Annotated in this window: 24 protein-coding genes; all 24 read left to right on the forward strand. The window is 45.0% G+C overall.

What is annotated here, in order from left to right; translation table 11 throughout:
• Positions 1-82: 82 nt before the first annotated feature.
• The 24 genes from OCU35_RS01485 (at position 83) to rng (ending at position 24,687) form a co-directional block, all read left to right on the forward strand.
• On the forward strand, positions 83-643 hold the full coding sequence (locus tag OCU35_RS01485; protein ID WP_102484991.1) for a single-stranded DNA-binding protein: 561 nt from the start codon (positions 83-85) through the stop codon (positions 641-643).
• 159 nt (positions 644-802) lie between these two features.
• Positions 803-2,812: an RNase E specificity factor CsrD gene (csrD, locus tag OCU35_RS01490; protein WP_261825531.1), complete on the forward strand. Its 2,010-nt coding sequence runs from the start codon at positions 803-805 to the stop codon at positions 2,810-2,812.
• Positions 2,813-2,861: 49 nt separating this feature from the next.
• Positions 2,862-4,301, forward strand: a complete 1,440-nt coding sequence (locus OCU35_RS01495; RefSeq protein ID WP_261825532.1) for a hypothetical protein — start codon at positions 2,862-2,864, stop codon at positions 4,299-4,301.
• Positions 4,301-4,942: a type 4a pilus biogenesis protein PilO gene (pilO, locus tag OCU35_RS01500; RefSeq protein WP_065210260.1), complete on the forward strand. Its 642-nt coding sequence runs from the start codon at positions 4,301-4,303 to the stop codon at positions 4,940-4,942. Before OCU35_RS01495 ends, pilO begins: the two co-directional genes overlap by 1 nt.
• A gap of 10 nt (positions 4,943-4,952) precedes the next feature.
• Positions 4,953-5,261 carry an MSHA biogenesis protein MshK gene (locus OCU35_RS01505; RefSeq protein ID WP_261825533.1) on the forward strand — a complete coding sequence of 103 codons (309 nt, stop codon included), beginning with the start codon at positions 4,953-4,955 and terminating at the stop codon, positions 5,259-5,261.
• 15 nt (positions 5,262-5,276) lie between these two features.
• The gene (gene mshL, locus OCU35_RS01510) at positions 5,277-6,911 is read left to right on the forward strand and encodes a pilus (MSHA type) biogenesis protein MshL (protein WP_026012898.1); all 1,635 of its coding nucleotides are present in this window, start codon (positions 5,277-5,279) and stop codon (positions 6,909-6,911) included.
• Positions 6,911-7,756, forward strand: a complete 846-nt coding sequence (locus tag OCU35_RS01515; protein WP_026026443.1) for an ExeA family protein — start codon at positions 6,911-6,913, stop codon at positions 7,754-7,756. The genes mshL and OCU35_RS01515 overlap by 1 nt, the downstream gene beginning before the upstream one ends.
• Positions 7,753-8,973 (forward strand): tetratricopeptide repeat protein, encoded by a 1,221-nt coding sequence (locus OCU35_RS01520; protein ID WP_102478082.1) that lies wholly within the window; start codon positions 7,753-7,755, stop codon positions 8,971-8,973. The genes OCU35_RS01515 and OCU35_RS01520 overlap by 4 nt, the downstream gene beginning before the upstream one ends.
• Positions 8,963-10,690, forward strand: a complete 1,728-nt coding sequence (locus OCU35_RS01525; protein WP_017028853.1) for a GspE/PulE family protein — start codon at positions 8,963-8,965, stop codon at positions 10,688-10,690. The genes OCU35_RS01520 and OCU35_RS01525 overlap by 11 nt, the downstream gene beginning before the upstream one ends.
• 6 nt (positions 10,691-10,696) lie before the next feature.
• Positions 10,697-11,917 (forward strand): type II secretion system F family protein, encoded by a 1,221-nt coding sequence (locus tag OCU35_RS01530; protein ID WP_017028852.1) that lies wholly within the window; start codon positions 10,697-10,699, stop codon positions 11,915-11,917.
• A gap of 2 nt (positions 11,918-11,919) precedes the next feature.
• On the forward strand, positions 11,920-12,378 hold the full coding sequence (locus OCU35_RS01535) for a hypothetical protein (RefSeq protein ID WP_102472222.1): 459 nt from the start codon (positions 11,920-11,922) through the stop codon (positions 12,376-12,378).
• Positions 12,379-12,468: 90 nt separating this feature from the next.
• Positions 12,469-13,044 carry a prepilin-type N-terminal cleavage/methylation domain-containing protein gene (locus OCU35_RS01540; RefSeq protein WP_261825534.1) on the forward strand — a complete coding sequence of 192 codons (576 nt, stop codon included), beginning with the start codon at positions 12,469-12,471 and terminating at the stop codon, positions 13,042-13,044.
• Between the two features lie 27 nt (positions 13,045-13,071).
• Entirely contained in the window at positions 13,072-13,536 is a 465-nt protein-coding gene (locus OCU35_RS01545) for a prepilin-type N-terminal cleavage/methylation domain-containing protein (protein ID WP_261825535.1), read from the forward strand.
• 123 nt (positions 13,537-13,659) lie between these two features.
• Entirely contained in the window at positions 13,660-14,154 is a 495-nt protein-coding gene (locus OCU35_RS01550) for a type II secretion system protein (RefSeq protein ID WP_261825536.1), read from the forward strand.
• A 137-nt stretch (positions 14,155-14,291) separates the two neighbouring features.
• The gene (locus OCU35_RS01555; protein ID WP_261825537.1) at positions 14,292-14,774 is read left to right on the forward strand and encodes a prepilin-type N-terminal cleavage/methylation domain-containing protein; all 483 of its coding nucleotides are present in this window, start codon (positions 14,292-14,294) and stop codon (positions 14,772-14,774) included.
• Positions 14,764-15,360: a type IV pilus modification PilV family protein gene (locus OCU35_RS01560; RefSeq protein WP_261825538.1), complete on the forward strand. Its 597-nt coding sequence runs from the start codon at positions 14,764-14,766 to the stop codon at positions 15,358-15,360. Before OCU35_RS01555 ends, OCU35_RS01560 begins: the two co-directional genes overlap by 11 nt.
• On the forward strand, positions 15,360-16,085 hold the full coding sequence (locus OCU35_RS01565; RefSeq protein WP_261825539.1) for a PilW family protein: 726 nt from the start codon (positions 15,360-15,362) through the stop codon (positions 16,083-16,085). The genes OCU35_RS01560 and OCU35_RS01565 overlap by 1 nt, the downstream gene beginning before the upstream one ends.
• Positions 16,075-16,551: a hypothetical protein gene (locus tag OCU35_RS01570; RefSeq protein ID WP_261825540.1), complete on the forward strand. Its 477-nt coding sequence runs from the start codon at positions 16,075-16,077 to the stop codon at positions 16,549-16,551. Before OCU35_RS01565 ends, OCU35_RS01570 begins: the two co-directional genes overlap by 11 nt.
• On the forward strand, positions 16,544-20,005 hold the full coding sequence (locus OCU35_RS01575) for a DUF6701 domain-containing protein (protein WP_261825541.1): 3,462 nt from the start codon (positions 16,544-16,546) through the stop codon (positions 20,003-20,005). The genes OCU35_RS01570 and OCU35_RS01575 overlap by 8 nt, the downstream gene beginning before the upstream one ends.
• 150 nt (positions 20,006-20,155) lie before the next feature.
• A complete protein-coding gene (locus tag OCU35_RS01580) occupies positions 20,156-21,199 on the forward strand; it encodes a rod shape-determining protein (RefSeq protein WP_017028842.1) in 1,044 nt (347 codons plus the stop codon).
• 48 nt (positions 21,200-21,247) lie between these two features.
• Positions 21,248-22,144 carry a rod shape-determining protein MreC gene (gene mreC, locus OCU35_RS01585; protein ID WP_017028841.1) on the forward strand — a complete coding sequence of 299 codons (897 nt, stop codon included), beginning with the start codon at positions 21,248-21,250 and terminating at the stop codon, positions 22,142-22,144.
• The gene (mreD, locus tag OCU35_RS01590) at positions 22,134-22,622 is read left to right on the forward strand and encodes a rod shape-determining protein MreD (RefSeq protein WP_017032869.1); all 489 of its coding nucleotides are present in this window, start codon (positions 22,134-22,136) and stop codon (positions 22,620-22,622) included. The genes mreC and mreD overlap by 11 nt, the downstream gene beginning before the upstream one ends.
• A gap of 3 nt (positions 22,623-22,625) precedes the next feature.
• Positions 22,626-23,201 (forward strand): Maf family protein, encoded by a 576-nt coding sequence (locus OCU35_RS01595; RefSeq protein ID WP_261825542.1) that lies wholly within the window; start codon positions 22,626-22,628, stop codon positions 23,199-23,201.
• A gap of 16 nt (positions 23,202-23,217) precedes the next feature.
• Positions 23,218-24,687 (forward strand): ribonuclease G, encoded by a 1,470-nt coding sequence (gene rng, locus OCU35_RS01600; RefSeq protein ID WP_017032867.1) that lies wholly within the window; start codon positions 23,218-23,220, stop codon positions 24,685-24,687.
• Positions 24,688-24,696 lie beyond the last annotated feature (9 nt).

Below are 24,696 nucleotides of genomic sequence, written 5' to 3' on the forward strand. Positions count from 1 at the left end.
ACACTTTCTAGTGATTTAAGTAGTCCGTTAGGCATGTTATGCTTGGCGTATTAGCGAAATAAAGAAACAAATGGAGCGATACATGGCTAGCCGTGGCGTCAACAAAGTAATTATTATGGGTAACTTAGGACAAGATCCTGAGGTTCGTTTCGCCGCAAATGGCAATGCAATTGCAAACATTACAATTGCTACCTCTGAAACTTGGCGAGACAAAGCCAATGGCGAGCAACGCGAGAAAACAGAATGGCACCGTGTTGTTCTGTTTGGTAAGACTGCTGAGATTGCAGGTGAGTACCTTAAAAAGGGTTCACAAGTATACATCGAAGGCCAATTGCAAACTCGTAAGTGGCAGGATCAATCAGGCCAAGATCGCTATACAACTGAAGTTGTTGTTCAGTGGCCTACTGGTCAGATGCAACTGCTAGGCTCTCGTCAAGGTGGTCAAGCTCCTTCACAAAACCAAGGTGGCCAGCAGTACGGTGGCGCTCCTCAAGGTGGTCAACAGCAACAAGGCGGTTGGGGTCAACCTCAACAACCTCAAGTTCATCAGCCAGCTCAACAGCAACAGCAGCAGAAGCCACAACAGGCTCCTCAGCAGTACAATGAGCCGCCAATGGATTTTGACGACGACATTCCGTTCTAAAACCGGCCTTGAACTCAAAACTTATTGAAAAATAACAAGATGGTCCCTAAAAGGGGCCATTTTTTTAACCGCCCTCTGCTTTTATGGCAAAAATAGTACCATTCACCCCCGACCTGTATATCCTATAGATTACTGATGAAATTCAAGGATTGAATCTTCATGCGCTCAACCCCTTCTCTAAAACTCAGCACTCGCTTGGTTGCCTTTGTGACCATGATTGTGATTAGTGCGGTATTCATCCTCTTCGTTGGGGGTGCACTTTCTATTAAGCAGCTTGGTCAGGAATACACCAAGCATTCTGTGCAAGGCATTGTTAAGGTCATAGACCAACAACTGCTTGAGCATGTTGAAACTGGAGAGCTACGTCGCTGGATCCCAAAAATAATCAAAGCCAGTAACGTTATTGAACTAGAAGTCTCGACGCCAAACTCTGTCATCTTTCATTATCACGATACTGAAGCTCAGTTTGATCAAACCCGGTTGATTTCTATCTCCAACCCCCTTGTTTTGAACCCCTCATATACTGTCAATGTGAAGGTGTTACCACCCTATATCGGATATAGCTATTCGGTAGGTGCTTTATGGTCTTTGACATTAGCGTTCGGTTTAATTGCTATTTGCTTGATACAAGGTGTGCGCTGGTTGCGTGAGCAGCTGCAAGGCTCGGAACTGCTAGAAGAACGCGGGCGAATGATCTTAGCCGGTAGAGTGGAGCAGTATGCGGTTGGTGATCACTTAGAGTGGCCATACACCGCCAGTGAAGCACTAGATAAGATGATTGCTGAACTGCAAGATGCAAGACAAGAGCGTAGTAGATTCGATACCTTCATTCGCTCACAAACCTTCCTTGATCAATTGACGGGTGCTGCCAACCGCCTTTCATTTGACAACAAACTGGAGTCGACGCTTACCGAAAGTGGCGCAGCTGGTGGTGTGTTCGTTGTGCAGGTGAATGACTGGGTAGAGATCCGAGATAGTTTAACTAAAGAGCAGAAAGACAGATTTATCGTTAACTTAGGGGAGGCAGTAGCCAACTGTGTTAATCGCTTTCCCGATGTAGTGTTTGCCCGCTACTTTGAAGCCACTTTTGCCGCACTTGTTCCCAATCAATCTCCTGCAGATCTTTCTAACCTGGCCTCTCAAGTATTAAAGCAAGTAGCAAAGCTTGAGCCGTTAGAAGGGTTGGATCCTGAAAACTGGCTACATGCGGGTATGACGGTATATCAACAAGGTGAACGCAAAACCGATATTTTGAATGAGGTTGAGACGGCGCTTAAAAGTGCTCAACTAGAAGGTTCCAATAATTGGAGTCGCTTTAATAAGGTTAACACGGCATCTTCAGAGCGTGGCAGTGTTAGGTGGCGCACGCTATTCGATAAACAGTTGAATGCAGATAAACTAATACTGATTAAGCAGCCATGCTTTTTATTAAATGAATCAGGCGAGGTTGACCTGATTCACCAAGAGATCTTTAGTCGAATACTCGATGAGCAAGGCAAGATATTGAAGGCTTCGAAATTTAGCCCAGCCATTAGACAGGTGGGTTATGAGAGGCAACTTGATAGAAACGTTTTGTTAAACATCGTAAAATTTCTGAAGAAAGATGCTCAAGATTTATGTTATTCTATTAACTTCTATGCACAACCTTTCAGATATCGTTCGCACTTCAATTGGTTGAGAGATGAATTGTTGCAGCTGACTCCCTCACAACGCAAAAGATTAGCGTTTGAGTTTATGGAAGGTCCGATGGTGACTTACTTAGATGCTATGCGTCCTGTATTAAAGATGCTATCTGGGTTGGGATGTAAGGTCATTGTCAATCAAGCTGGGCGCACAATTATCAGCTCCCATTATCTCAAAGACTCTGCGATCGACTACCTCAAGTTGCATAGAAGCCTAGTACGTAATATCGAGAACCGCTCTGAGAACCAACTCTATATTAGAAGTTTGATTGGTGCCTGCACCAATACAAAAACTAAGGTTATAGCGGTGGGTGTAGAAACCAAACGAGAGTGGAATCAATTAGTTGCTCTGGGTGTAGATGGTGGTCAAGGGCGATTTTTTGCAAAAGAAAGCGACTTTATTTCATCCCCAACGTCACAAAGCAAAAAAATAATATCGACTATTCCTAGTAGAAGGAATAGATGGAAGAATAAAGTGCCCCGTTAAATACTAGTATTTAATAGATCCTGTGAATAGGTAGTGGTAGATAATAAAAATGACATGGTTGTCGAGCTTAAAAAGACTAGCCTCATCAAAGGATGATGACTTTCAATTAATCATAGTGATTCAGACCGATGCTGTGTATTTGTCTGAATTGTCACACCCAGAAAAAGCTCCTGAACTCTTTCCTATTGCTCATGGAAACTGGGAGAGCGCTCTTAAAGAGTCTCTGTCTAGTAAATCAATCAAGGGCAAGGCCTGTGTTGTGCTTGGTGCACAGCACTATCAAAGCTATCAGCTAGACAAACCACAACTTCCAAAAGAAGAGTGGCCAGTTGCCCTACCATTTTTACTCAAAGACCTGATTACTGAAAAGTTCACGGAAATTGTTGCTGATGGTAGCTTGATGCCTGACGGACAAAAGGTGCAAGCCTATGTCATGGCTAAACGCACCTTACAAACCCTTCTAGAAGTCAGCTCAGCTAACGATGTTGTTGTCACTCGAGTCATCACTGAAGATGAAGTATGGGGACATTCGACCACCGAGCAACAAAGCTTCCTATTACTAAGACGTGGCGCCAATGATGGCTACAAGTTGGCTGCCTATGTTGATGGATCTCCAGTATTTAACCGCAGCTTACGCGGTATTGTTGCACCCATCACGGGGGAGAATGGCACGCCACTAATGTATGACTCACTTGCTCTGGATATTCAGCGCAGTGCCGATTACTTGGCTGCTTCTATGCCTCAATCGTCATTTAGACAGCTTTTAGTATGTTGTGACGAAGACAACATCGAAGAGTTGATGGCTCGTCTGCAGGACTCAGTGAATCCTAAGATAAGTGCCTTATCTGATCCTCATCTGCCTTGTGGTATAGCGCTGTGCAAAACAGCGGCAGGGCTAACTTCATTTAGCATTAATCTTTACCCAGAACATCTGAGACCAAAACAAGAGCTACTGAGCCTGAATAAGGTTGTTGCCTTATGGGTTATCACGGTTGTGGCTATTGGTGGCCTTACTTATTTAGAAAAAACACAAACCGCAGATCTTCAACAAAAGCTGGTCAGCGTTAAAAGCCAGTCCGAACTACTTAATCGAGAGAAGTCGAGCTTGCAACAGCGTCTCGCAAGCCATACTCCGACGCAATCAAAGGTCAATGCTGCCAAGCGTATAGAGCAAGATATCGAAGCAAAAAGAAGCTCATTAAAGGCTGTTGGGCAGTTTGACGACTCTCAAAAGGTGGGCTACTCAGGGATCATGGTTGCGCTATCTGAACAAGCTCGAAACGATATCTCTCTGCAACACATTGTGATTACAAGTACTCGTTTAGACCTTTCTGGCATAGCCAGCGAGCCGGCGGCGGTACCGAGTTGGGTCAATCAATTTAAAGATGAGTTAGCTTTGGTAGGAAGAACCTTCGAATCACTGAACATAGGTAGAGATAAAGACAACGTTGTGACATTTGAGCTTAAAGCTAAGGCTGGGGTGAAATAATGAAAGAACAGTGGCTTTTATTCTGTGACCGTTTCGCCGATCTCAGTGACCGTGAAAAGTGGTTGGTTTCTATTGGCGGTTGGGTCGGTATTCTTCTGATCTCGTTAACCTTTATGTTGGATCCCGCTTCCGAAGAGAAAGGTAAAGCACAACGAAACCTTGAGCGAGAAATGAGCGCGGTTCAGATGACGCAAGCGGATATTGATGTATTGATTGCCAAGTTGAAGCGAGACCCAGATGCAGAGATCGATCAAAAGCTTACTGAGTTAACTGTACAGAACCAGCAACTCTCTGAGGAATTGTCTGAGGTTGTGGATAGCTTGATAGCGCCAAGCCAGATGGCTCAGCTTTTAGAAACGGTTTTGGGCAGTAGCGGTAAGCTTAAGTTGGAATCACTACAGTCGCTACCTGCTGAGTCCATCACTAAAACAAGCGATAGCTCTGGTTATTTCTTACATCCAGTGCGAATTACCATCTCTGGTCGCTATTTTGATATCAAAGATTACTTAGCAACCCTTGAAGATATGCCTGTTAAGTATTTTTGGCGCAGCTTCGACTACAAGGTTCAAGAATATCCAAAGGCTGAGTTGGTTTTAGAGGTATACACCTTAGGCACAAGACAGGAGTTTATCAGTGGTTAAAGTGATAATAATGGCTCTTGTTTTGCTGGTGGGTGGACAAGCTGCTTATGCTGCTCAAGACCCTACTGCACCTTTAGGTTGGTACAAGAAGAAATCCACTGGGGTGGCTAAGGCAAAAACATACCCTTTGCCTACCCTGCAAAGCATAGTATGCGATGAAGGCTCAAAGTGCTTTGCTATGCTCAACGATAAGATCTTGTCTGATGGGCAGTCTGTGGCAGGTTATGAAATCAGACATATCAACTCAGAACGAGTCGTTGTAGCTCGCGCCGGAAAAATTTGGCACTTAGAACTTTTTAATTCAGACGTTAGACAATAAGGCTTTAGTAATTTGATGCGTATTATATTCCTAGGGATGGTTATAGCGGTTTTATCTGGGTGCTCAATGGGGCACAAGGATCCAGTTGAGATAAAACAAGCCTTGAATGAAGCTGCTAATCAAGCCAACAGTAAAAGTTTGGATGAACTGCCAGAGTCGGTACAAGCGGATCTGATGCCGGATCTTGAAGGATTGTCTCCGTCTGACCAGCCAACGATTAAGCGTTTTAGAGTGCAAGCCAATGGCGTGCAAGCTAAGGCTTTCTTTGCCAGTTTAGTAAAAGGCACTGAATTTAGTGCGGCGATTCATCCTAATGTAGAAGGGCGCATCACGGTTAACCTTACTGACGTCACTATGGACGAGGTGCTTAATGTCGTTCGTGATATGTACGGCTACGATGTGATTAAATCTGGCAAGGTGATTCAGGTTTACCCTGCAGGTCTTCGTACAGAAACCCTCCCTGTAGACTACTTACAAATGAAGAGAATGGGACGTTCTTTAACGTCTATTACTAACGGTTCAGTAACGTCAAAAGATGACAGCTCAGGTAGCAGTTCATCTGATTCAAGCTCGAGTTCAAGTTCAAATTCTTCATCAAGCTCGAGCTCAACGGAAAAAACCGGCGGTACCGATATTGAAACACTCAGTGAAAGTGATTTCTGGACTCAACTAGAAACCGCTGTTGCGACCTTGATTGGCTCAAGTGATGGGCGCAGTGTTGTGGTTTCTCCACAAGCTAGTGTGATTACTGTTCGTGCTTACCCAGATGAAATTCGTGAAATTCGTCGCTTTCTTGGCGTTTCGCAAGAGCGCCTGCAGCGTCAGGTTATCCTCGAAACCAAGATCCTAGAAGTAACCCTAAATGATGGCTATCAACAAGGTATCGAATGGTCAAACATGAGTGCCTCCATTGGTGGTGCTGATGTGATAGTGAACCGTGCTGCTGCTAGTTTGGCGGGCTTAGATCCCATTGCTGATCTGTTAGGGGGCTCAACCAGCGTTACGGTTTCCGATGGTAACTTTGAAGCCGTATTAAGCTTCATGGCGACGCAGGGTGACCTAAACGTTCTATCCAGTCCAAGAGTGACAGCCGCCAATAACCAAAAAGCACTGATTAAAGTGGGTGAAGATGAGTATTTCGTTACTGATGTCTCAAGCACAGTAGGCAGTGGCGACAACGCCAACGTCGCTCCCGACGTCGAGTTAACTCCCTTCTTCTCTGGTATCTCTTTGGATGTGACTCCACAAATCGATGACAAAGGCAATGTGCTACTGCATGTTCACCCTGCGGTTATCGAAGTGACCACAGAAATTAAAGCGATTGATCTAGGTGATACTGCGGGTGTGATTCAGTTGCCACTGGCAAAAAGCTCTATTCGAGAATCCGACACCATTATTCGCGCCACTGACGGTGATGTGGTTGTGATTGGTGGACTAATGAAGTCTGGCAGTAAAGAAATTGTCTCTAAGGTTCCTTTCTTTGGTGACATTCCCGCTATCGGACATTTATTCCGAAATACAGTGAATACAACAGAGAAAACTGAGCTCGTCATCTTGCTTAAGCCGACGGTTGTCGGTGTGAATACCTGGCAGCAAGAGATTGAGCGTTCGCGCAACTTATTGAATGAGTGGTTCCCTGAAGGGCAATAATGTATTTTTCGCGATTTGGCTTTAGTCAGCCCCCGTTCGGGTTGACGCCTAATACAGAACTTTTCCATGGTTTGGCTCCGCATTATGAGGCCATCCATACCGTTATGTCTGCGGTAACCATGGGCGAAGGTGTTATCAAGCTTACCGGCGAGGTGGGGACGGGTAAGACTATGGTTTGTCGAATGCTCATAGAGCAACTTGAGCATGACTATTCATTGGTTTATTTACCCAACCCAGTACTAGACGGTGATGGCATTCGTTTTGCGATCGCTAATGAGTTGCAAGTGGACACTAGTGACTCTAGAGCCATTGTTGACAATGTTCAGCGTAAGTTGGTGGAACTAAGAGAAGCAGGGAAACCTGTTGTTGCCTTGATTGATGAAGCGCAGGCCTTGAGTGACGAAGCATTAGAGACCATACGCCTATTTGGCAACCTTGAAACCATAAACAGTAAGCTGCTGCAAATAGTATTGATTGGTCAGCCTGAACTCGAAGAGCGTTTAGCGCAGCATCATTTGCGTCAGTTTCGCCAGAGAATCACATTCAGTGCTCAGTTGCGACCACTGACATTAGCCGAAGCTTCTGCCTATATCGACCATCGCATTACCTCATGCGGGGGGAGCAAAGACTTATTTAATCTGAGCCAGAAAAAGTCAATTTGGCGAGCAGCCTCAGGAATACCAAGAATTATTAATCAGTTGTGTCATAAGGCTTTGCTGCTGGCATTTACTTCAGACAAACAAACCGTCGCAAATCGGCATCTATTTGACGCAATGAAAGATACATACGTTATGCAAAAGCCGAAATACAAAACGCCATGTTTATGGGGGTGGCAACAAGTATGAGTGTAGTTAACAACGCTCTATCAAAGCTGGCTGAAAAAGAGAAGCCACAAGGACAAGCCATTACCAAGGCTGAAATACCTGAAATTAAACGCTCTAAACCTGTTGTATGGTTGGTGGGCGGCTTTGCGATCAGTATGGCTATTGGTGGTTGGGCAGTTTCCCAGCAGCAGACGACAGTAACAAGCTTAGAATCCTCCAATGAGATCCTGACTGTGACTCAAGCTCAGCAGCAAGCTTCTCAAGCCGAGGCTGTGGTTGAAACACCTAAAGCAAGCTTGCCTTCTCCAACCCATAGTAAGGTTGAAGAGTCTGTTGTGATACACACCACGCAGACGGTTCAGCCTTCAGTTGCATCATTTGAAGAGCTACCTGAAGTTAAACCTGCCTCAACACAAAAGTCAGTAGCCGTTACAGCTAAGCCAACCAGCACCACAAAAACGGTGCAATCTGTGGTAACCACCACGCCTGTGCCCGTAAAGACAGTGCCAGTGAAGGTAGCTAAGGTTGAGCCAGTTTCGGCTCCTGCTGCTCCACCATCTGCGGTGGTAAAAAAAGAGCCTGTATTAATCGCTAAGGTTGATACCCCTGCTAAAGAGAGCATGACGGTTGAACAGGTTGAGCTAACACCAAGAGAGTTAGCGAATAAATCTATCGCTCGCGCAGAAAAAGCATTGGATTCTAATGATGTAAAAACAGCATTCACAGAATACAGCCGAGCTCTTCGCTTAGTACCCAGTGACGAGAACGTACGACAAAAACTTGCGGCGCTTTACTATGGCCGTAAAGATGCGAGAAGAGCAGCAACCTTGCTACAAGATGGCATTCGTTTGAATGACAAAAGCGAAGAGCTTCGTTTTGCATTGGCTAAGTTGTTGATTAAAGAACAGCAACCAGAGGCAGCACTGAGCCCGCTGATGTATGTGCCTGAAAATGCCAGTGAAGATTATCTAGCGCTGCGCGCTGGTGTCGCACAGCAGTTAAAAAATACCGATGTAGCATTAGAAAGCTACCAAAGCTTGGCTGAGAGAGACCCAAACAATGCTCGCTGGTGGCTTGGTTTAGCTATCCAGCAAGAGCGTCGCCTTGAATACCCAGAGGCTCACGCTTCTTACACCAAAGCTCTTGGCCTTGTTGGCGTATCGAGAAAAACCCAGTCCTTTATTCGAGACCGCTTACAGCTTCTCGAATCATTAGAGGGTGACTCTAATGGCGATTAAACTATTAAAGCGTTTGGGTGACCTACTGGTCGAAGAAAACATTGTTTCAGAAGAGCAAGTTCAGCAGGCTCTTGAAGCACAAAGACAAACTGGGCGTAAGCTGGGTGATTCGCTTATTCAGCTTGGCTTTATAACGGAAAAGCAGTTACTTGAGTTTTTGTCTCAGCAATTAAGCCTTCCGCTTATCGACCTAAACCTTGCGCAAGTTGATATAGAAGCCGTACAGCTGTTACCTGAAGTACATGCACGTCGCTTGCGAGCCTTGGTGATTGACCGCAACGGCCATACCGTGCGTGTGGCAATGAGCGACCCTGCGGACTTGTTCGCCCAAGAGTCAGTGATGCGCTTGTTATCCAACTACGATGTGGAGTTGGTGATTGCCGCTGAGCGCCAGTTAGTCTCAGGCTTTGATCGCTATTATCGTCGAACCAAAGAAATCGCCTCGTTTGCTGAGCAATTGCATGCCGAGCATCAACCGACAGCCAGCTTTGATATCAACGTGAGCAGTGAGGCGGATAGCGATGAAGTTACGGTAGTTAAGCTGATTAACTCTCTGTTTGAGGATGCGGTGCAGGTTGGCGCCTCGGATATTCATATCGAACCGGATGAAAATGTACTGCGCTTGCGACAGCGTGTTGACGGTATCTTGCATGAGACCATTCTTAATGAGGTTAATATTGCCTCAGCACTAGTACTTCGCCTCAAGCTGATGGCTGATCTTGATATCTCTGAAAAGCGCTTACCTCAAGATGGTCGCTTTCATATCAAGGTGAAGGGCCAATCTATTGATATTCGTATGTCGACCATGCCGGTTGAATACGGCGAATCGGTAGTAATGCGTCTGCTTAACCAAACCGCAGGCGTGCGTCAGTTAGACGAGACAGGCTTGCCAAAAGAACTGCTTGAGCGAGTGCGTTACCAGCTAAAGCGTCCACACGGCATGATTTTGGTAACTGGGCCTACCGGTTCCGGTAAAACCACCACCTTATACGGCGCATTGTCCGAGCTTAACTCTCCGGGTAAGAAGATTATTACCGTGGAGGATCCGGTGGAGTATCGACTGCCGCGAGTGAATCAGGTTCAGGTGAATACCAAAATCAATCTCGACTTCTCAACGGTACTCAGAACCTTCTTACGACAAGATCCCGACATTATCTTGGTGGGTGAGATGCGTGACCAAGAAACCGTAGAGATTGGCCTGCGTGCCGCGCTTACCGGTCACCTTGTATTGAGTACGCTGCACACCAACGATGCAGTAGATAGCGCGCTTCGTATGATGGATATGGGTGCGCCGGGTTATCTGGTGGCGAGTTCGGTTCGTGCGGTATTGGCACAGCGCCTGATCCGCCGAGTATGCAGCGATTGCGGTGAAACGCATTCTGTTAGTGAGCACCAACAAACCTGGCTACAAGCCCGATTCCCAAATCAAGTGGCCGTGACCTTTACCAAAGGGCGAGGTTGTCAAAGCTGTAATTTAACGGGTTATAAAGGACGTGTCGGTGTATTTGAGCTACTAGAGCTCGACCAGCCATTGATGGATGCCTTGCGCTCCAATGATGCTGTGGGCTTTACCAAGCAAGCACGTCACACGGAAGGATATAAACCATTGCTGGTATCAGCAATGGAGTTGGCATTGAATGGCACAGTCAGTCTGGAAGAAGTGATGACCCTTGGTGAGGGTGACAGTTCTGGCTTGATTGAAGCGTATATGTTGTAGGGCGATATGGCGACGTTTAGATATCAAGGACGAAACCTAGAAGGCCAGAAAGTGAATGGCCTAGTGGATGCGGCAACTCAAGAGTTGGCTGCGGAAGCCTTGATCGAGAAAGGGATTATTCCAATCTCTCTGCGCACGGGTAAATCCTCTGACAAAAGCAATTTTGATTGGAAGGCTATGTTTACCCCTGCGGTGCCACTAGAAGTGTACGTTATCTTCTGTCGTCAAATGTACAGCCTAACCAAAGCGGGTATTCCGCTGTTGCGCGCTATCCGCGGCTTGACCACTGATGCCACAAATAAACAGCTCAAGCATGCCTTAGAGGAAGTAGGTAATGAGCTGACTAATGGTCGTAGCCTATCTGCTTCGATGCAGCTTCACTCAAACGTATTTAGCCCCTTGTTTGTTTCAATGATCTCTGTGGGCGAGAGCACGGGTCGTCTTGATAAAGCGTTGTTGCAACTAAGTAATTACTACGAGCAAGAACTGGAAACTCGTAAGCGCATTAAAACTGCAATGCGTTATCCAATTTTGGTATTGGGGTTTATTACCCTCGCTATGTTTGTACTCAACATCAAGGTAATCCCTCAATTCGCCAGCATGTTCAGCCGCTTTGGGGTGGATCTTCCTCTTCCAACACGGATATTAATCGGCACATCCAACTTCTTTGTTGAGTATTGGACCCTGATTATTGCGGTGATGGCAGGGGCTTTTTTTGCTTTTCAAGCTTGGATTAGCCGAGCAGAAGGGCGTGAGAAATGGGACAAAATGCGCCTGAGGTTTCCGATCGTCGGTGACATAGTCAATCGAGCTCAATTGGCTCGTTTTTCTCGAACCTTTTCACTGATGCTGCAGTCGGGCGTACCCCTGAACAACGCTTTGGCGCTTTCTGCTGAATCGATGGACAACAAATACCTTGAGGCTCGCCTATTGGAAATGAAGTCCGCCATTGAAGCGGGTACCGCTATTTCAAGCGCAGCAAAAAGCACGGGTATCTTCACGCCATTAGTAGAGCAGATGATCTCTGTCGGTGAAGAAACGGGTCGCATTGATGAACTGTTAATCGAGGTTGCTGATTTTTACGACCGAGAAGTGGACTACGACCTGAAAACGTTGACTGCCCGAATTGAACCGATTTTGTTGGTTGTCGTGGCGGGCATGGTACTGATTCTTGCACTGGGTATTTTCTTACCTATGTGGGGAATGCTGGATGCAATGCAGGGCTAAGCGTGGAGACGACGTATCGTAATACCAAGATAGGTCACTTGGCTGCTTGGGCAGCAGTAGTGTTGATACTCATTGGTATTTTGATTGCTTCGTTAAACCGAATCACATTAGAAGCAGAGAGTACCTCTGTGACTTTGATTAGTGCAAAGGCACTGGATAAAGCAAATTATCTGCGTCAATACTGGGAGCTTAATGGTAAACCAGAGTATGCAGAAATAAAGGGAGCAATAGTTCGCTTCAACAATAAAGGATGGGTGACCCCAGAACTCGATGGGGTGAAAAGCTGCGATGCATGGGAGCAATTATTGTTGCCAGTACCAAAGCTAGACTACTCTCCTGTCGCAACCAGTTTGTTGCAGGAAAGTGACGTCTATTCATGCACCTTTACCTTTAGGAATAGCGAATTATTGATTGTAAATATGATTGGAGGGAACCTATCAATATCAAAACACATTCAATGATTTCCGTAACTTAATTTTACAATTTCAGTAGATTATTTAATCAATCCATATATAATCTGCCGTCCAAAGTCGTACCCAAGAGGAATTTTTATGAAACGCAATGCAGGTTTTTCTCTAGTTGAACTAGTGATTGTTATCGTTGTTTTAGGTCTTTTAGCCGTAGCTGCACTACCAAGATTTTTGGATGTGACAGACAAAGCAAAAGAAGCAAGTGTTGAAGGTGTAGCGGGTGGTTTTGCTACCGCAGTATTGTCTGCTCGTGCACAGTGGGAAGCAGAACAGCGTCCACGCGCTTTGCCTAATAATAAGAACAGTAACTATGTTGATTATGATGGTAGCTACTTCCAACTAACTTCTTCTGAAAATGATTCAGGTCTTCGTGACGGATATCCTATCGCTTACTTTGGTGATGACAGTGCACCTACGGGAGCTTCTCCAACAGTATTAACTGAGGCTGAGTGTGTTCAGCTTTTTGAAAATCTTCTTCAAAACCCGCCTAAAGTGGGCACAGAAACAGAAGCAGATAGTGACACTACTATCAAATATTCTGCTCAGCTTAGTGGCGATAACTGTCGTTATACACAGCGAGGAAGTAACCAAAGCACATCAGCTCACTACTTCGACTACGATGCATCTAATGGCAGTGTTCAAGTAACACTAAATTAATCCTTCTGACATAGAGTAAGAAGTACTATGAATAAGCAACGTGGTTTTACATTAATCGAATTGGTAGTTGTGATCGTGATCTTGGGTATTTTGGCCGTCACAGCTGCACCTCGTTTTTTAAATCTTCAATCTGACGCGCGTGTTTCCGCACTGCAAGGTATGAAGGGCGCAATGGCCGGAGCGGGATCGATTGTGTACGGTAAGGCTGCAATTAATGGTGTTGAGACAGCGATTTCAGGTGCAATTGATAATGGCAATCAGTCAATTTCAATTGTTTATGGTTACCCTGAAGCAAGTTCAGCTGGTATTGGTAATGCAGTGCAAGGTCTAGAAGATGGGACTGAGTGGCAACTAGCTGAAAATGGTAACGAAGCTTATGTCACTTTTGCTGACAGAGCTGCACCTGATGGCTCAGACTGTTCTGTTGTTTATAAAAATGCTGAAGATCAGTTCTCAACTCCTCAAATAACAGTCGTAGAAACAGGCTGTTAGGTTAAAAAAGTACTATAAAAGATGATGTGCTATAAAAATTATTGCATACATCTTGTTTATAAATATTTACTGGTTATTATATTTAGTAACAATATGATTACCCACATAAAAAGGTATTAAAGTATGAAAAAGCAAGGCGGTTTTACACTGATTGAGCTTGTAGTAGTGATCGTTATCCTAGGTATCCTAGCTGTAACTGCTGCACCTCGCTTCTTGAATCTACAATCTGACGCTCGTGAGTCTTCTCTACAAGGCTTGAAAGGCGCAATGGCTGGTGCAGGCTCTATCGTTTACGGTAAGGCGGCGATTGAGGGGGTTGAAACGCTACCTAAAGGTACTGATGCGCAACTTGATGACGAAACTACCCTTGCATTTGGTTACCCTACTGCGGATGAAGATGGAATTGTTAAAGTGGTACAAGGCCTAGAAGATGACACTGAGTGGGTTTATGGTACAGGTACAGCTGTTTCTGCTGGAACTCCTCTTGTAGCTACTTTTGCTAACGATAGTTTGACTGTTGGTAGTGAGATCGAAAATACAGAGTGTTATGTTTCTTATATTGAACCTGCTACCTCTACAGCAACGCCTTTGATTGCAGTTGTTGATGATAAGTGCTAATTAGCTACACAGATAAGTAAAAAAGGCCAGCATCGCTGGCTTTTTTTAGTTCTAACAATCGCACTATTTCTCAGCAAGATCACTCTTAATTCCATATAATATTAGATACTTACGTTTTCATTGGTTAGGGACAAGCAGTGAATCACCCTCGTACAAAGCACATTAAAGGTTTCACTTTAGTCGAGTTGATCGTAGTGATCATCGTGGTGGCTATTATGTCTTTGTATGCTTCCAGCAAATTTATTGGTGTCTCTCAGTTTTCCGCACAGGCCGCTCAGCAGCAAGGCATTGCTGTTATTCGTCAGATTCAGCTAGGTCGAATGCAGTCCAATATTCAAGATACGGATGCGCTGCACGATAGGTACAGTTTACTAGTAACCGCAAAATGTTTGGGCTCACAGCAAGCATGTACTTCAAGCACCACAGAACCCTTTAGCCATAAAGTCGTGATTGAAGAGCAGGATTTAAGCTTTACTCCTGCTATGAGTATCGACTTTGATCTACTCGGCAATCCTATTTGCAGTTCCGCATGCCCTGAACCTATTCGTATCCAAATCGCAAGTACTCAAGAACAAGAAAGTATCTGCATCAATAGTCAGGGGTACGTGTATGGCTGTTAAAAAGAGCGCAGGCTTTACTCTTATAGAAAGCATCATTGCGATTGTCATTCTTGGCATCGCATTGATTACGCTTACCAGTTTCTTATTCCCACAGATAGCCCAATCAGCCAAGCCCTTTTATGAAGTAAGAGCATCAGCTCTTGCCAATAGTTTGATGACAGAGATCCTATCTAGAAATTTTGATGAAAATAGTGACCACAATGGTGGCCTATTTCGTTGTGGTGAAGATGAGTATTTAGATACTGACGATGACCCGATTCTTTGCACCCCTGCTAATAAATTTGGTCCTGATGATGATGAACCACCTGAGTTATTCAACGATGTTGATGACTATGTGGGCTGCTGGTATACCACTCCTCAGTCTCAAACGGCGTGTCGACTTGATGAAGCGGGTAGCCTAACGGATATCTTTGGTAATGATATCGCCGAGGATTACCTTGGTTTTCGAGCCGAGGTTGAAGTTGTCTATGATAGTGATAGTCGCTTAGGGGTAACCGATAAGGATCTGTTCAAAAGAGTGACGGTAACTATTACCGCAAGCCAGTACGGTGATTTCAAGTTTTCCGCTTATAGAGGGAATTACTAATGAAACAACGTGGTTTCACCCTTATTGAAATGATTGTCACTATCGTGGTTGTAGCGATCATCTTTCTTGGCATTGCAGGCTTTGTAGAGTTTGGCACCAAAGGTTATACCATCTCGATAGATAGGCAGCGTATACAAAATCAAGCTCGTTTTGCTATTGAGAAGATGAGCCGAGAAATTCAGCACGCAGTGCCCAATAGCTTTGCAATGAGCAGTGGCACTTCAGGTAAATGTATTGAATTCTATCCCATTCAATATGCTGGCTTCTATGTTGAGCGAGAGGCGACAAATACAGTGGAGTTTGTAGTGGGTAATGAGGACTACAAGCACCCACATACGTTTACAGCTAGGACAAAATTGGTTATCAACCCAAGCCGCATGGATGATTTGGAAACGGGGAGTTCTCAGTCAGTAGATATTGGGGGAATAACTACAGCAACAGATGGCGAGTACTTCTCCGTCACCATGAACCCGGATAGCCAGTCGAGTGCTAACCGACATTTCATTTACCAAGATCAATCTGTGACCTACTGCATTACTCAAGCAAATGAACTGAGACGCAATGGCGTACAGGTAGCATCTGAGGTTATGTACAACCAAAGCAGTTTTAACTATGAACAAACTTCGCTTCAACGAGGTGGGCTTATACACCTTAGTTTGCTGTTTCAAAATGGTGACGAGCAAAGCCAATACAAACATGATGTGCAGGTGAGCAATGTACCGTAATCAATCCACGTCTATTTCATCTCAACGCGGCAATGTTTACATCATTGCTATCTTCGTAATTGTAGTAATGGGCATGTTAGCACTCAATCTCACACGCATTAGTTGGTCAAACCAAGATACATTGACGAGAGAAGCTCTTGGTTCTCAGGCTTCCCTATTGGCTCAATCAGGCAATGAGTGGGCTCTTACACATTTGTTTCCTTTAGACGAAGCTGATGATTTTAATTCATTAACCGCTCGCTGTAATTCGTTAGGTACTAGCGCAATAGCAGCCGCTAACGCGCTAGTGGCGAACAGCGATATCCCATGTTCATCCCCCACTATTTCTTGTGACGCTTCACCTGAAAATATCCCTGATGATTTGAAATACCTGAAGGTTACGACCCGAGCGACATGCAATGAAAGTAATGTGTTTGAGGTGGAGCGTGAAGAAACGGTTTGGGTGAGAGGGATTAAAGATGAGTAGGTTACTTAAGCTTATCCGGAACATGCTACTTTTTTTTCTTGTTGCCTTTTCGAACTCAGCACTTGCCAAGAAGGTGGCTGATTACCAGTGTAATATCAAAGGCAACAAAGACTTTTATGTCGTCTTTGAAGTAACGGGCCTAGATGGCGAATATCAAGACATGTACTTTACCCAAGGGGGAACCCGTAGGGAAACATTATGGTATACACCGCCACTTCCTGATGGTGCTCCTGGCGATGGGGATGGCGCATATATTTTTGAGGAGGCGAGTTTAGATAATAACGTTGATTACGTTATTCGAATTGAACACGATGAGGATACGCATACAAGCTACTATTATCGAAGGTTAGCATCTGATGCCGATTTTCAGTTCATTACATCAAAGGTTGAGGAGATAAAGCAAGGTAACTTAACCGGTAGTGGGATTGAAATTGAAATTACGGATTGCTCTGAGGACAACGTTGTAGTAGTACCACCACCAATTCCTGAAATTCCAGACCAATGCGAGACTTTCCCTAATGCAGCGCAATCTTGGAATAGAGATGGGCAACCCTATTCATCAGCAACTATCGATAATAATGGTCAAGTAATTGGTACTTATAATCAGGCGGGAAGAATTGGTTTCAACCAGGTTACGACAGGCCAAGGTGTTTACTTGTGTGATGGTAACGAGTGTTTGGCTGATGATACGTTGCTTATTTCAGAACCAGCTTTAATCGGTTTTTCACCTTACGGATTAGATTTAACAAACCCAACAGACCCTTTGCCTAGTGGTTCGTATAGCAGTATTACAATAAACAATAATAATGAAGCTACGTTTACGGGCACAGATTATGAGATAGGCACTCTTGTCGTTGAGGGTAGTTCAACGTTGAATATTCAGGCTGACACATTTCTAAGAGTTAATCGAGTGGTTTTTTCTAATCAAGCTACGATTAACGTTCTTGCAAGTAGCGGCAGTGAAAGCCTAGTTATTTGGGCTGAAAATTTAGCGCAGTCACCGGCTTATGTTGAAATCGGGCAGCTTTCTGTTCCGCTGGAAGCTAATATATTTAGTCGAGGTTCAGTATTGCTTAATGGGTGGGGGGCATTCATCTATGGTTCTGTCACTGCGGATAATTTGACTGTGCAGGGTAGTGCCAAAATACAAAGGACATCGAACAATTGTGAGGGTACTACCCCGGGTAATTACACCTTAGAATTATCGCCATTGACAGGTATTAACTTAACTTGCGAAGACCAATCACTTACATTCCAAGTAAAGAAAGATGGAAGTAATGCAACGGATTACCCTGGGACTATTGAAGTAACAAATAGTGGTGGTCTACTACAACCTAGCGGTGGCTCATATACCCCAAATGGTTCTGGTACATTAGGCCTTACACTTAGCCAGCAAGAAGTTAGTACAGTAAGTGTTACTGGATGTTTGAGTACGGATTGCTCTGGCACCTCTATCACCGGGAGTTATGAGTTTGTACCGCAGAAATTTGCTTTAGAGTCTCCGAAAGGGGTTGTTGCTGCTAAACCGAGCTCAATAGATATTTGGCCCATGCAATGCAATGAGCAAGGCGATCCGGCCCCCATACCATCTGATGAATACAGTGGCACCAAAACACTGATGCTTTCTAGCACAACTTATGTTCAGCCTAATGCAGACCGCAATGCCAGTGAAGTCATATCCATCAAAGACAAGGATGGGAATTGGGTTGATGCTCCAAATAATCAGCTTCAGCTAACATTTTCTGCAGGAAGTGATAGCGAACCAGCAAAAGCAACTACCGAAGTAATATACCCAGAAGCGGGTAGCGTTAGTTATGAATTGAAAGATGAAGTGTGTATCACCAACGATGATGGTGAAGAAGAGTGTGAGGAAATAATTGGTGAGCAGTTAATCCAGTCTCGACCTTGGACATTTGTTTTGTGTGAGCCCAATAATGCTGATATTTCTGGTACATCAGAGTCTGGTGATTTCTTCAAGCGTTCCGGCGAGCTGTTTGGGTTAGATGCTGTGCCGATTCGTTGGGTGAGTGACGGGGATATAGCTCCCGCTACACCGATAGAAGTGAGCGCATTCTGCAATCAGATCGATAGCCTTGAGACGAAAAACTTTTATCCTGATCTTGCGCCTGCTGTAAATGTGAGTTTAGAGGCAGAGCTCCATAGTCCCCATGTAGATTTAGGAAGTGCAGATACAGGAACAATAGGCAGCGGTTTAGAAGGTGTGCCTGTTGACGGAATACCGAATAATACAAACACGTCTGGTCCTGTGCAGTTTTCATCTTTGAAGTGGCGAGAAGCGGGGAGCATAAAGGTTACGGCTAGCCTAAAGGACCAAGCTGACTATCTGTTTGAGCCTATTAATCCCGGCTATCGCTCAGTAGGACGCTTTTCGCCAAATCACCTAGCAATGCTGGATGAAGATAGCGATCCAGAAGAACTATGGACTCAATGGGATTATGCAGATGGGCATGGTGGGTTTGCCTATATGAAACAAGAGTTTCCGCACATTTTTAAGGTTCAAGCTCAAGCCAATGATAATACTCCAACGCTTAACTATGGCTTGTTTAATAACACATTCGTTTCCAATCTAGATTATGTGGCAAACACAAAAGATCAAACTGTCGACGTCAGTTTACTAGACCGACTATCAGTACTGACGTTCTCTTGGAGTGGCGAAGACTGGCCAAAATCACTATTGAGTGATCCATCAACTCTAGTCGTAACTATTGATGACTTCGCCTTTGCGAAAAAAGCAGGAGATTCCATTGGTGGCAATGAAGTGACTGACCCTGATGGCCCCTTCGATAGTGATAATTCCGTGTTCGGTATCGAGGTCTCTACTATTGTGGATGGTGTTGATTTTGACACATTAGACATACCTGAGTTGAATGAAGATACGAATACTGGAAAGTCATTCCCCAATCAGCCTGAATTTAGATATGGGCGAATGAATCTCGATGATGTCGGCGGGAACACAGCGCAAACCTTGAGGGTTCCACTTAGGGTTGAGCATTGGGATGGTAGCTCGTTTGTGACCAATCAAGAGGATAGTGGAAGCCTGTTTGATGCCACGCAAAGTTATTGCGTGCAAACTATCTGGAACAACCTACCGAATGGAGCGGATACATCAGCAGGGTTAGTCTCTGATGGAGAGCGCCAAGTATCAGACGGAGCTTCAGATGAATTATCGGCTACGCACAACCCTGCGGCAGGCTCGAGCAATGAAAGAGCGCAGGTGCGTTTGTGGTTAAGGCAAGGTAGTGACTCACCGCAACGCACAGAAACCGGTGTAGATTGCACGAGCAATGGTGGTAGCTTCACTAACCAACCATGGTTGCACTACAACTGGAGGAGTAAAGGCGATGAAGACCCATCAACCGTCGTCACTTTTGGTACCTTCCGAGGTAACGATAGAATCATATTCAAAGGTGAAAGGGGCTTAATTGGCAATTAAAACTGGCATTTTTAGCGCCTAAGTCAGGACAACGTCAGAAAAAGGCACTTTATATCAATCTTTGTAATCCAATGCCTTGCTGAATAAGTGTGGCATTGGTACATTTAGTACAATTTTGTCTTCCAAAGATTGTGAGAAGAGCGCTTAGATATGTTTAAAAAAATTCGCGGAATGTTCTCAAACGACCTGTCTATCGATTTGGGTACAGCGAACACACTAATTTATGTTAAAGGACAAGGTATTGTCCTTGATGAGCCATCAGTAGTGGCTATCCGTCAAGATCGTGCAGGCTCTGCGAAAAGCGTAGCGGCTGTAGGTCATGATGCGAAGCAAATGCTTGGGCGTACTCCAGGAAACATTTCAGCTATCCGTCCAATGAAAGACGGCGTAATCGCTGACTTTTTCGTGACTGAAAAAATGCTTCAGCACTTCATCAAGCAAGTTCATGACAATAGCTTCCTTAAGCCAAGCCCTCGTGTACTCGTTTGTGTTCCTTGTGGTTCTACACAAGTTGAACGTCGTGCTATCCGCGAATCTGCGCTGGGTGCAGGTGCCCGTGAGGTTTACCTGATTGACGAGCCAATGGCTGCTGCAATCGGTGCTGGCCTGCGTGTTTCTGAACCAACAGGTTCTATGGTTGTTGATATCGGTGGTGGTACTACTGAGGTTGCAGTTATCTCACTAAACGGTGTGGTTTACTCTTCGTCTGTACGCATCGGTGGCGACCGCTTTGATGAAGCGATCATCAACTACGTTCGTCGTAACTACGGCAGCTTGATTGGTGAAGCTACAGCAGAGAAGATCAAACACATGATCGGCTCAGCATACCCTGGTGATGAAGTTGAAGAACTGGAAGTTCGTGGTCGTAACCTTGCAGAAGGTGTGCCTCGTAGCTTTAGTCTAAACTCAAACGAGATCCTAGAAGCACTTCAGGAGCCTCTATCCGGTATCGTTTCTGCGGTAATGGTTGCACTAGAACAGTGTCCACCAGAGCTTGCATCAGATATCTCAGAAAACGGCATGGTATTAACCGGTGGCGGCGCGCTATTGAAAGACCTAGATCGCCTACTAACTGAAGAAACCGGTATCCCAGTTGTAGTTGCTGATGAGCCACTCACTTGTGTTGCTCGTGGCGGCGGTAAAGCTTTAGAAATGATTGATGTGCACGGCGGTGATCTATTCAGTGAAGAATAATTCTTTCATTGGATTTTCCCTATTAGCAATAAGAACGGGTAACAAAGAATGAATCCAATCTTTGGCAGAGGTCCATCTCTGCAATTGAGACTCTTTTTTGCCGTATTACTATCAGCCAGCTTAATGTTGGCTGATAGTCGTTTAGATGCCTTCTCAAATGTACGTTACGTGTTGAATAGTACGGTAGCGCCCATTCAGTATCTCGCGGACTTACCGCGCAGCATGTTTGGTAACGTCTATGAGCGTTTCAGTAGCCGACAGCAATTACTGACTACAAACCAAGTGCTACGTGAAGAACTTCTGAAAATGAAGAGCGACCTGTCTTTGCTCTCTCAATATAAAGAAGAAAACCAAAGATTCAGAAAGCTACTAGGCTCAACGTTTGTGCGTGATGAAAAGAAGGTAGTTACTGAAGTAATGGCGGTGGATTCCTCGTCTTATCATCAGCAGATTGTGATTGATAAGGGTCATATCGATGGGGTTTATCAAGGTCAGCCTGTCATCAATGAAAACGGTATCGTAGGGCAAATTACCGAAGTGGGCGCTCACAATAGCCGAGTATTACTGTTGACCGATGCTAACTCCGCTATTCCTGTTCAAGTAATTCGTAATGATATTCGAGTGATTGCGGCAGGCAGTGGTGATCAAACCAATATCCATCTTCAGCACATACCGAGTAATTTTGATATTCAAGAAGGCGATGTGCTGGTGTCTTCTGGCTTAGGGGGTATTTACCCTGAGGGCTATCCTGTCGCTACGGTAAGCAAAGTACAGATTGATAACCATCGTGAGTTCTCAACGATTACCGCAGCACCTGCAGTAGATTTTGGTCGCTTACGCTACTTGTTGTTGGTGTGGCCACAGCAAGATGGGCAAGATATTACTTTAGAACAAGCGCCAGTTCAGCCTGAGCAACCCGTTATCGAGGTCGAAGATGGCGAATAGTATTCTGAGTAGCAAACTCGTTATTTGGGTGACGTTTTTTGTCGCCTTGGTTCTGCAAACTATCCCGTGGCCCGGCACGATGGACGTATTCCGCCCATCTTGGTTGGTACTCGTGACCTGTTATTGGGTGATGGCAGCGCCACACAGAGTCAATGTAGGAACCGGTTTAATTCTAGGCCTGATATGGGACCTATTGCTCGGCTCGACGCTGGGCGTTCGCGGCATGATGATGGCAATTATTACCTATCTCGTTGCGATCAATTTCTTGGTACTGCGTAACATGGCGTTGTGGCAACAGGCTATGATTATGGCACTACTGACGATGTTGGGTGTCCTAATCGAGTTCTTTGGCGAATTTGTCATCCAAGATGTGGTATTTAATCCTGCGTCACTGTGGGTAGGTTTAATTAACGGTATTCTATGGCCATGGCTATTTTTATTGTTGCGCCGGGTGCGTCGCATTTGGAGAGTACGATAAGCCATGCATAAATCTCTAATTCTCGCGTCTGCTTCTCCAAGAAGGCGCGAACTTTTATCTCAGCTTGGCTATGAATTCACTATACTAATCAGTGATATAGAAGAAGTGCGTGATGAGGGAGAAACCCCTGATCAGTATGTACAGCGATTAGCTGAAAGTAAGGCGAAAACGGTTCTGCAACAGGCTCGCTCAGAGAGTAGTGCAAAACCTATTGTGATTGGTGCCGACACTATAGTTACGCAAGGCGAGCAAGTATTCGAAAAACCAAACTCGCTGCAAGAAAGCATGGATATGTTGGGTCAACTGTCTAATGCTAAGCACCAAGTGATGACGGCTGTTTGTGTCTGCAGTGCCGAAAAATCAGAAACCATTATTTGTATTACAGACGTATGGTTTAAGCCCCTCAGCCGCCAAGAAATAGAAGATTATTGGCTGACTGGCGAACCGTGCGACAAAGCAGGAAGCTACGGAATTCAGGGGATAGGCGGTAAGTTTGTTACCCGTATTGAGGGCAGTTACCACTCAGTTGTAGGTCTACCTTTATTTGAAACCGAACAGCTCTTGCACCAATTTTTATAAGATTTAGAGGTGCGCTATGAGTGCAGAGTTATTGATCAACTCAACGCCGAGTGAGACTCGAGTTGCAATGATCGAAGGCGGTGTCCTTCAAGAAGTCCATATTGAAAGAGAAGCTAGACGAGGCATTGTAGGTAATATCTACAAAGGACGTGTGAGTCGCGTTCTGCCGGGTATGCAAGCGGCTTTTGTTGATATTGGTCTGGATAAGGCTGCCTTTTTACACGCCTCAGATATTGTTCCTCATACCGAATGTGTTGCTGAAAATGAAAAGCAGCAGTTTAAAGTTCGAGATATCTCTGAGCTAGTTCGCCAAGGGCAAGACATTGTGGTTCAAGTGGTTAAAGACCCACTTGGGACGAAAGGCGCACGCCTAACCACAGACATCACTCTTCCATCTCGCTACCTTGTATTCATGCCTGGCGCTAGCCATGTTGGCGTATCGCAACGCATTGAATCTGAGCAAGAACGCAACCGTTTAAAGAAAATCGTTGCTCCTTACTGCAGTGAGTCGGGTGGTTTTATCATTCGTACCGCAGCCGAAGGCGCAGACGAGAAAGAACTGGCGCAAGATGCAGCCTTTCTTGAGCGCTTGTGGGTTAAGGTTATGGAACGTCGCTCTAAGTACATAACACGCTCGACTCTCTATGGTGAATTAGGTCTTGCTCCACGCATCTTGCGTGACTTCGTCGGCACCGAGCTTTCCTTGATTCAGGTTGATTCGCGTATGGTGTATGACTCTTTACTTGAGTTCACTGAAGAGTTTGTACCTGAGTTGATGGAAAAATTAGAGCTGTACGAAGGCGATAAACCTATCTTTGATTTGTACGATGCAGAGAGTGAAATCCAACGCTCACTAGATCGTAAGGTTACACTGAAATCGGGTGGGTACCTGATTATTGATCAGACCGAAGCTATGACGACGGTGGATATCAATACCGGTGCATTCGTAGGTCGACGCAATCTCGAAGAGACCATCTTCAATACCAACCTAGAAGCTACAGAAGCCATTGCTCGTCAACTAAGACTGCGTAATCTTGGCGGTATTATCATTATCGACTTTATTGATATGGCCAGCGATGAACACCGTAAGCGAGTGCTCGCATCGTTAGAAACTGCACTTAGTCATGATCGTGTGAAAACCAATATTAATGGCTTTACTCAGTTAGGTTTGGTTGAGATGACGCGTAAGCGCACAAGAGAAAGCATTGAGCATGTATTGTGTTCTGATTGCCCTAGTTGTGAAGGTCGTGGCTCAGTAAAAACCGTGGAAACGGTGTGTTATGAAGTGCTGCGAGAAATCACTCGAGTTAACCGAGCGTACGACGCGGATAAGTTTCTAGTTTATGCCTCGATAGCGGTGGCAGATGCACTGCATGGTGACGAGTCTCATGCGTTAGCTGAGCTGGAGCTGTTTATTGGCAAAGAAGTTAAAATCACCGCTGAGCCGCTCTATGTTCAAGAGCAGTTCGACGTAGTTATGATGTAGGATAGTGTT

It is taken from the genome of Vibrio breoganii, assembly GCF_024346795.1.
GTDB classification, from domain to species: domain Bacteria; phylum Pseudomonadota; class Gammaproteobacteria; order Enterobacterales; family Vibrionaceae; genus Vibrio; species Vibrio breoganii.

Bases quoted from the DNA above. Each gene is read 5' to 3' on its own strand.
- OCU35_RS01595 (WP_261825542.1), top strand. From the start codon at position 22,626: ATGCATAAATCTCTAATTCTCGCGTCTGCTTCTCCAAGAAGGCGCGAA.
- OCU35_RS01565 (WP_261825539.1), top strand. From the start codon at position 15,360: ATGAAACAACGTGGTTTCACCCTTATTGAAATGATTGTCACTATCGTG.
- OCU35_RS01520 (WP_102478082.1), top strand. From the start codon at position 7,753: ATGAGTGTAGTTAACAACGCTCTATCAAAGCTGGCTGAAAAAGAGAAG.
- mreC (WP_017028841.1), top strand. From the start codon at position 21,248: ATGAATCCAATCTTTGGCAGAGGTCCATCTCTGCAATTGAGACTCTTT.
- OCU35_RS01525 (WP_017028853.1), top strand. From the start codon at position 8,963: ATGGCGATTAAACTATTAAAGCGTTTGGGTGACCTACTGGTCGAAGAA.
- OCU35_RS01575 (WP_261825541.1), top strand. From the start codon at position 16,544: ATGAGTAGGTTACTTAAGCTTATCCGGAACATGCTACTTTTTTTTCTT.
- OCU35_RS01515 (WP_026026443.1), top strand. From the start codon at position 6,911: ATGTATTTTTCGCGATTTGGCTTTAGTCAGCCCCCGTTCGGGTTGACG.
- OCU35_RS01550 (WP_261825536.1), top strand. From the start codon at position 13,660: ATGAAAAAGCAAGGCGGTTTTACACTGATTGAGCTTGTAGTAGTGATC.
- OCU35_RS01495 (WP_261825532.1), top strand. From the start codon at position 2,862: ATGACATGGTTGTCGAGCTTAAAAAGACTAGCCTCATCAAAGGATGAT.
- rng (WP_017032867.1), top strand. From the start codon at position 23,218: ATGAGTGCAGAGTTATTGATCAACTCAACGCCGAGTGAGACTCGAGTT.
- OCU35_RS01530 (WP_017028852.1), top strand. From the start codon at position 10,697: ATGGCGACGTTTAGATATCAAGGACGAAACCTAGAAGGCCAGAAAGTG.
- OCU35_RS01545 (WP_261825535.1), top strand. From the start codon at position 13,072: ATGAATAAGCAACGTGGTTTTACATTAATCGAATTGGTAGTTGTGATC.
- csrD (WP_261825531.1), top strand. From the start codon at position 803: ATGCGCTCAACCCCTTCTCTAAAACTCAGCACTCGCTTGGTTGCCTTT.
- mreD (WP_017032869.1), top strand. From the start codon at position 22,134: ATGGCGAATAGTATTCTGAGTAGCAAACTCGTTATTTGGGTGACGTTT.
- OCU35_RS01560 (WP_261825538.1), top strand. From the start codon at position 14,764: ATGGCTGTTAAAAAGAGCGCAGGCTTTACTCTTATAGAAAGCATCATT.
- OCU35_RS01570 (WP_261825540.1), top strand. From the start codon at position 16,075: ATGTACCGTAATCAATCCACGTCTATTTCATCTCAACGCGGCAATGTT.
- OCU35_RS01580 (WP_017028842.1), top strand. From the start codon at position 20,156: ATGTTTAAAAAAATTCGCGGAATGTTCTCAAACGACCTGTCTATCGAT.
- mshL (WP_026012898.1), top strand. From the start codon at position 5,277: ATGCGTATTATATTCCTAGGGATGGTTATAGCGGTTTTATCTGGGTGC.
- OCU35_RS01505 (WP_261825533.1), top strand. From the start codon at position 4,953: ATGGCTCTTGTTTTGCTGGTGGGTGGACAAGCTGCTTATGCTGCTCAA.
- pilO (WP_065210260.1), top strand. From the start codon at position 4,301: ATGAAAGAACAGTGGCTTTTATTCTGTGACCGTTTCGCCGATCTCAGT.
- OCU35_RS01540 (WP_261825534.1), top strand. From the start codon at position 12,469: ATGAAACGCAATGCAGGTTTTTCTCTAGTTGAACTAGTGATTGTTATC.
- OCU35_RS01485 (WP_102484991.1), top strand. From the start codon at position 83: ATGGCTAGCCGTGGCGTCAACAAAGTAATTATTATGGGTAACTTAGGA.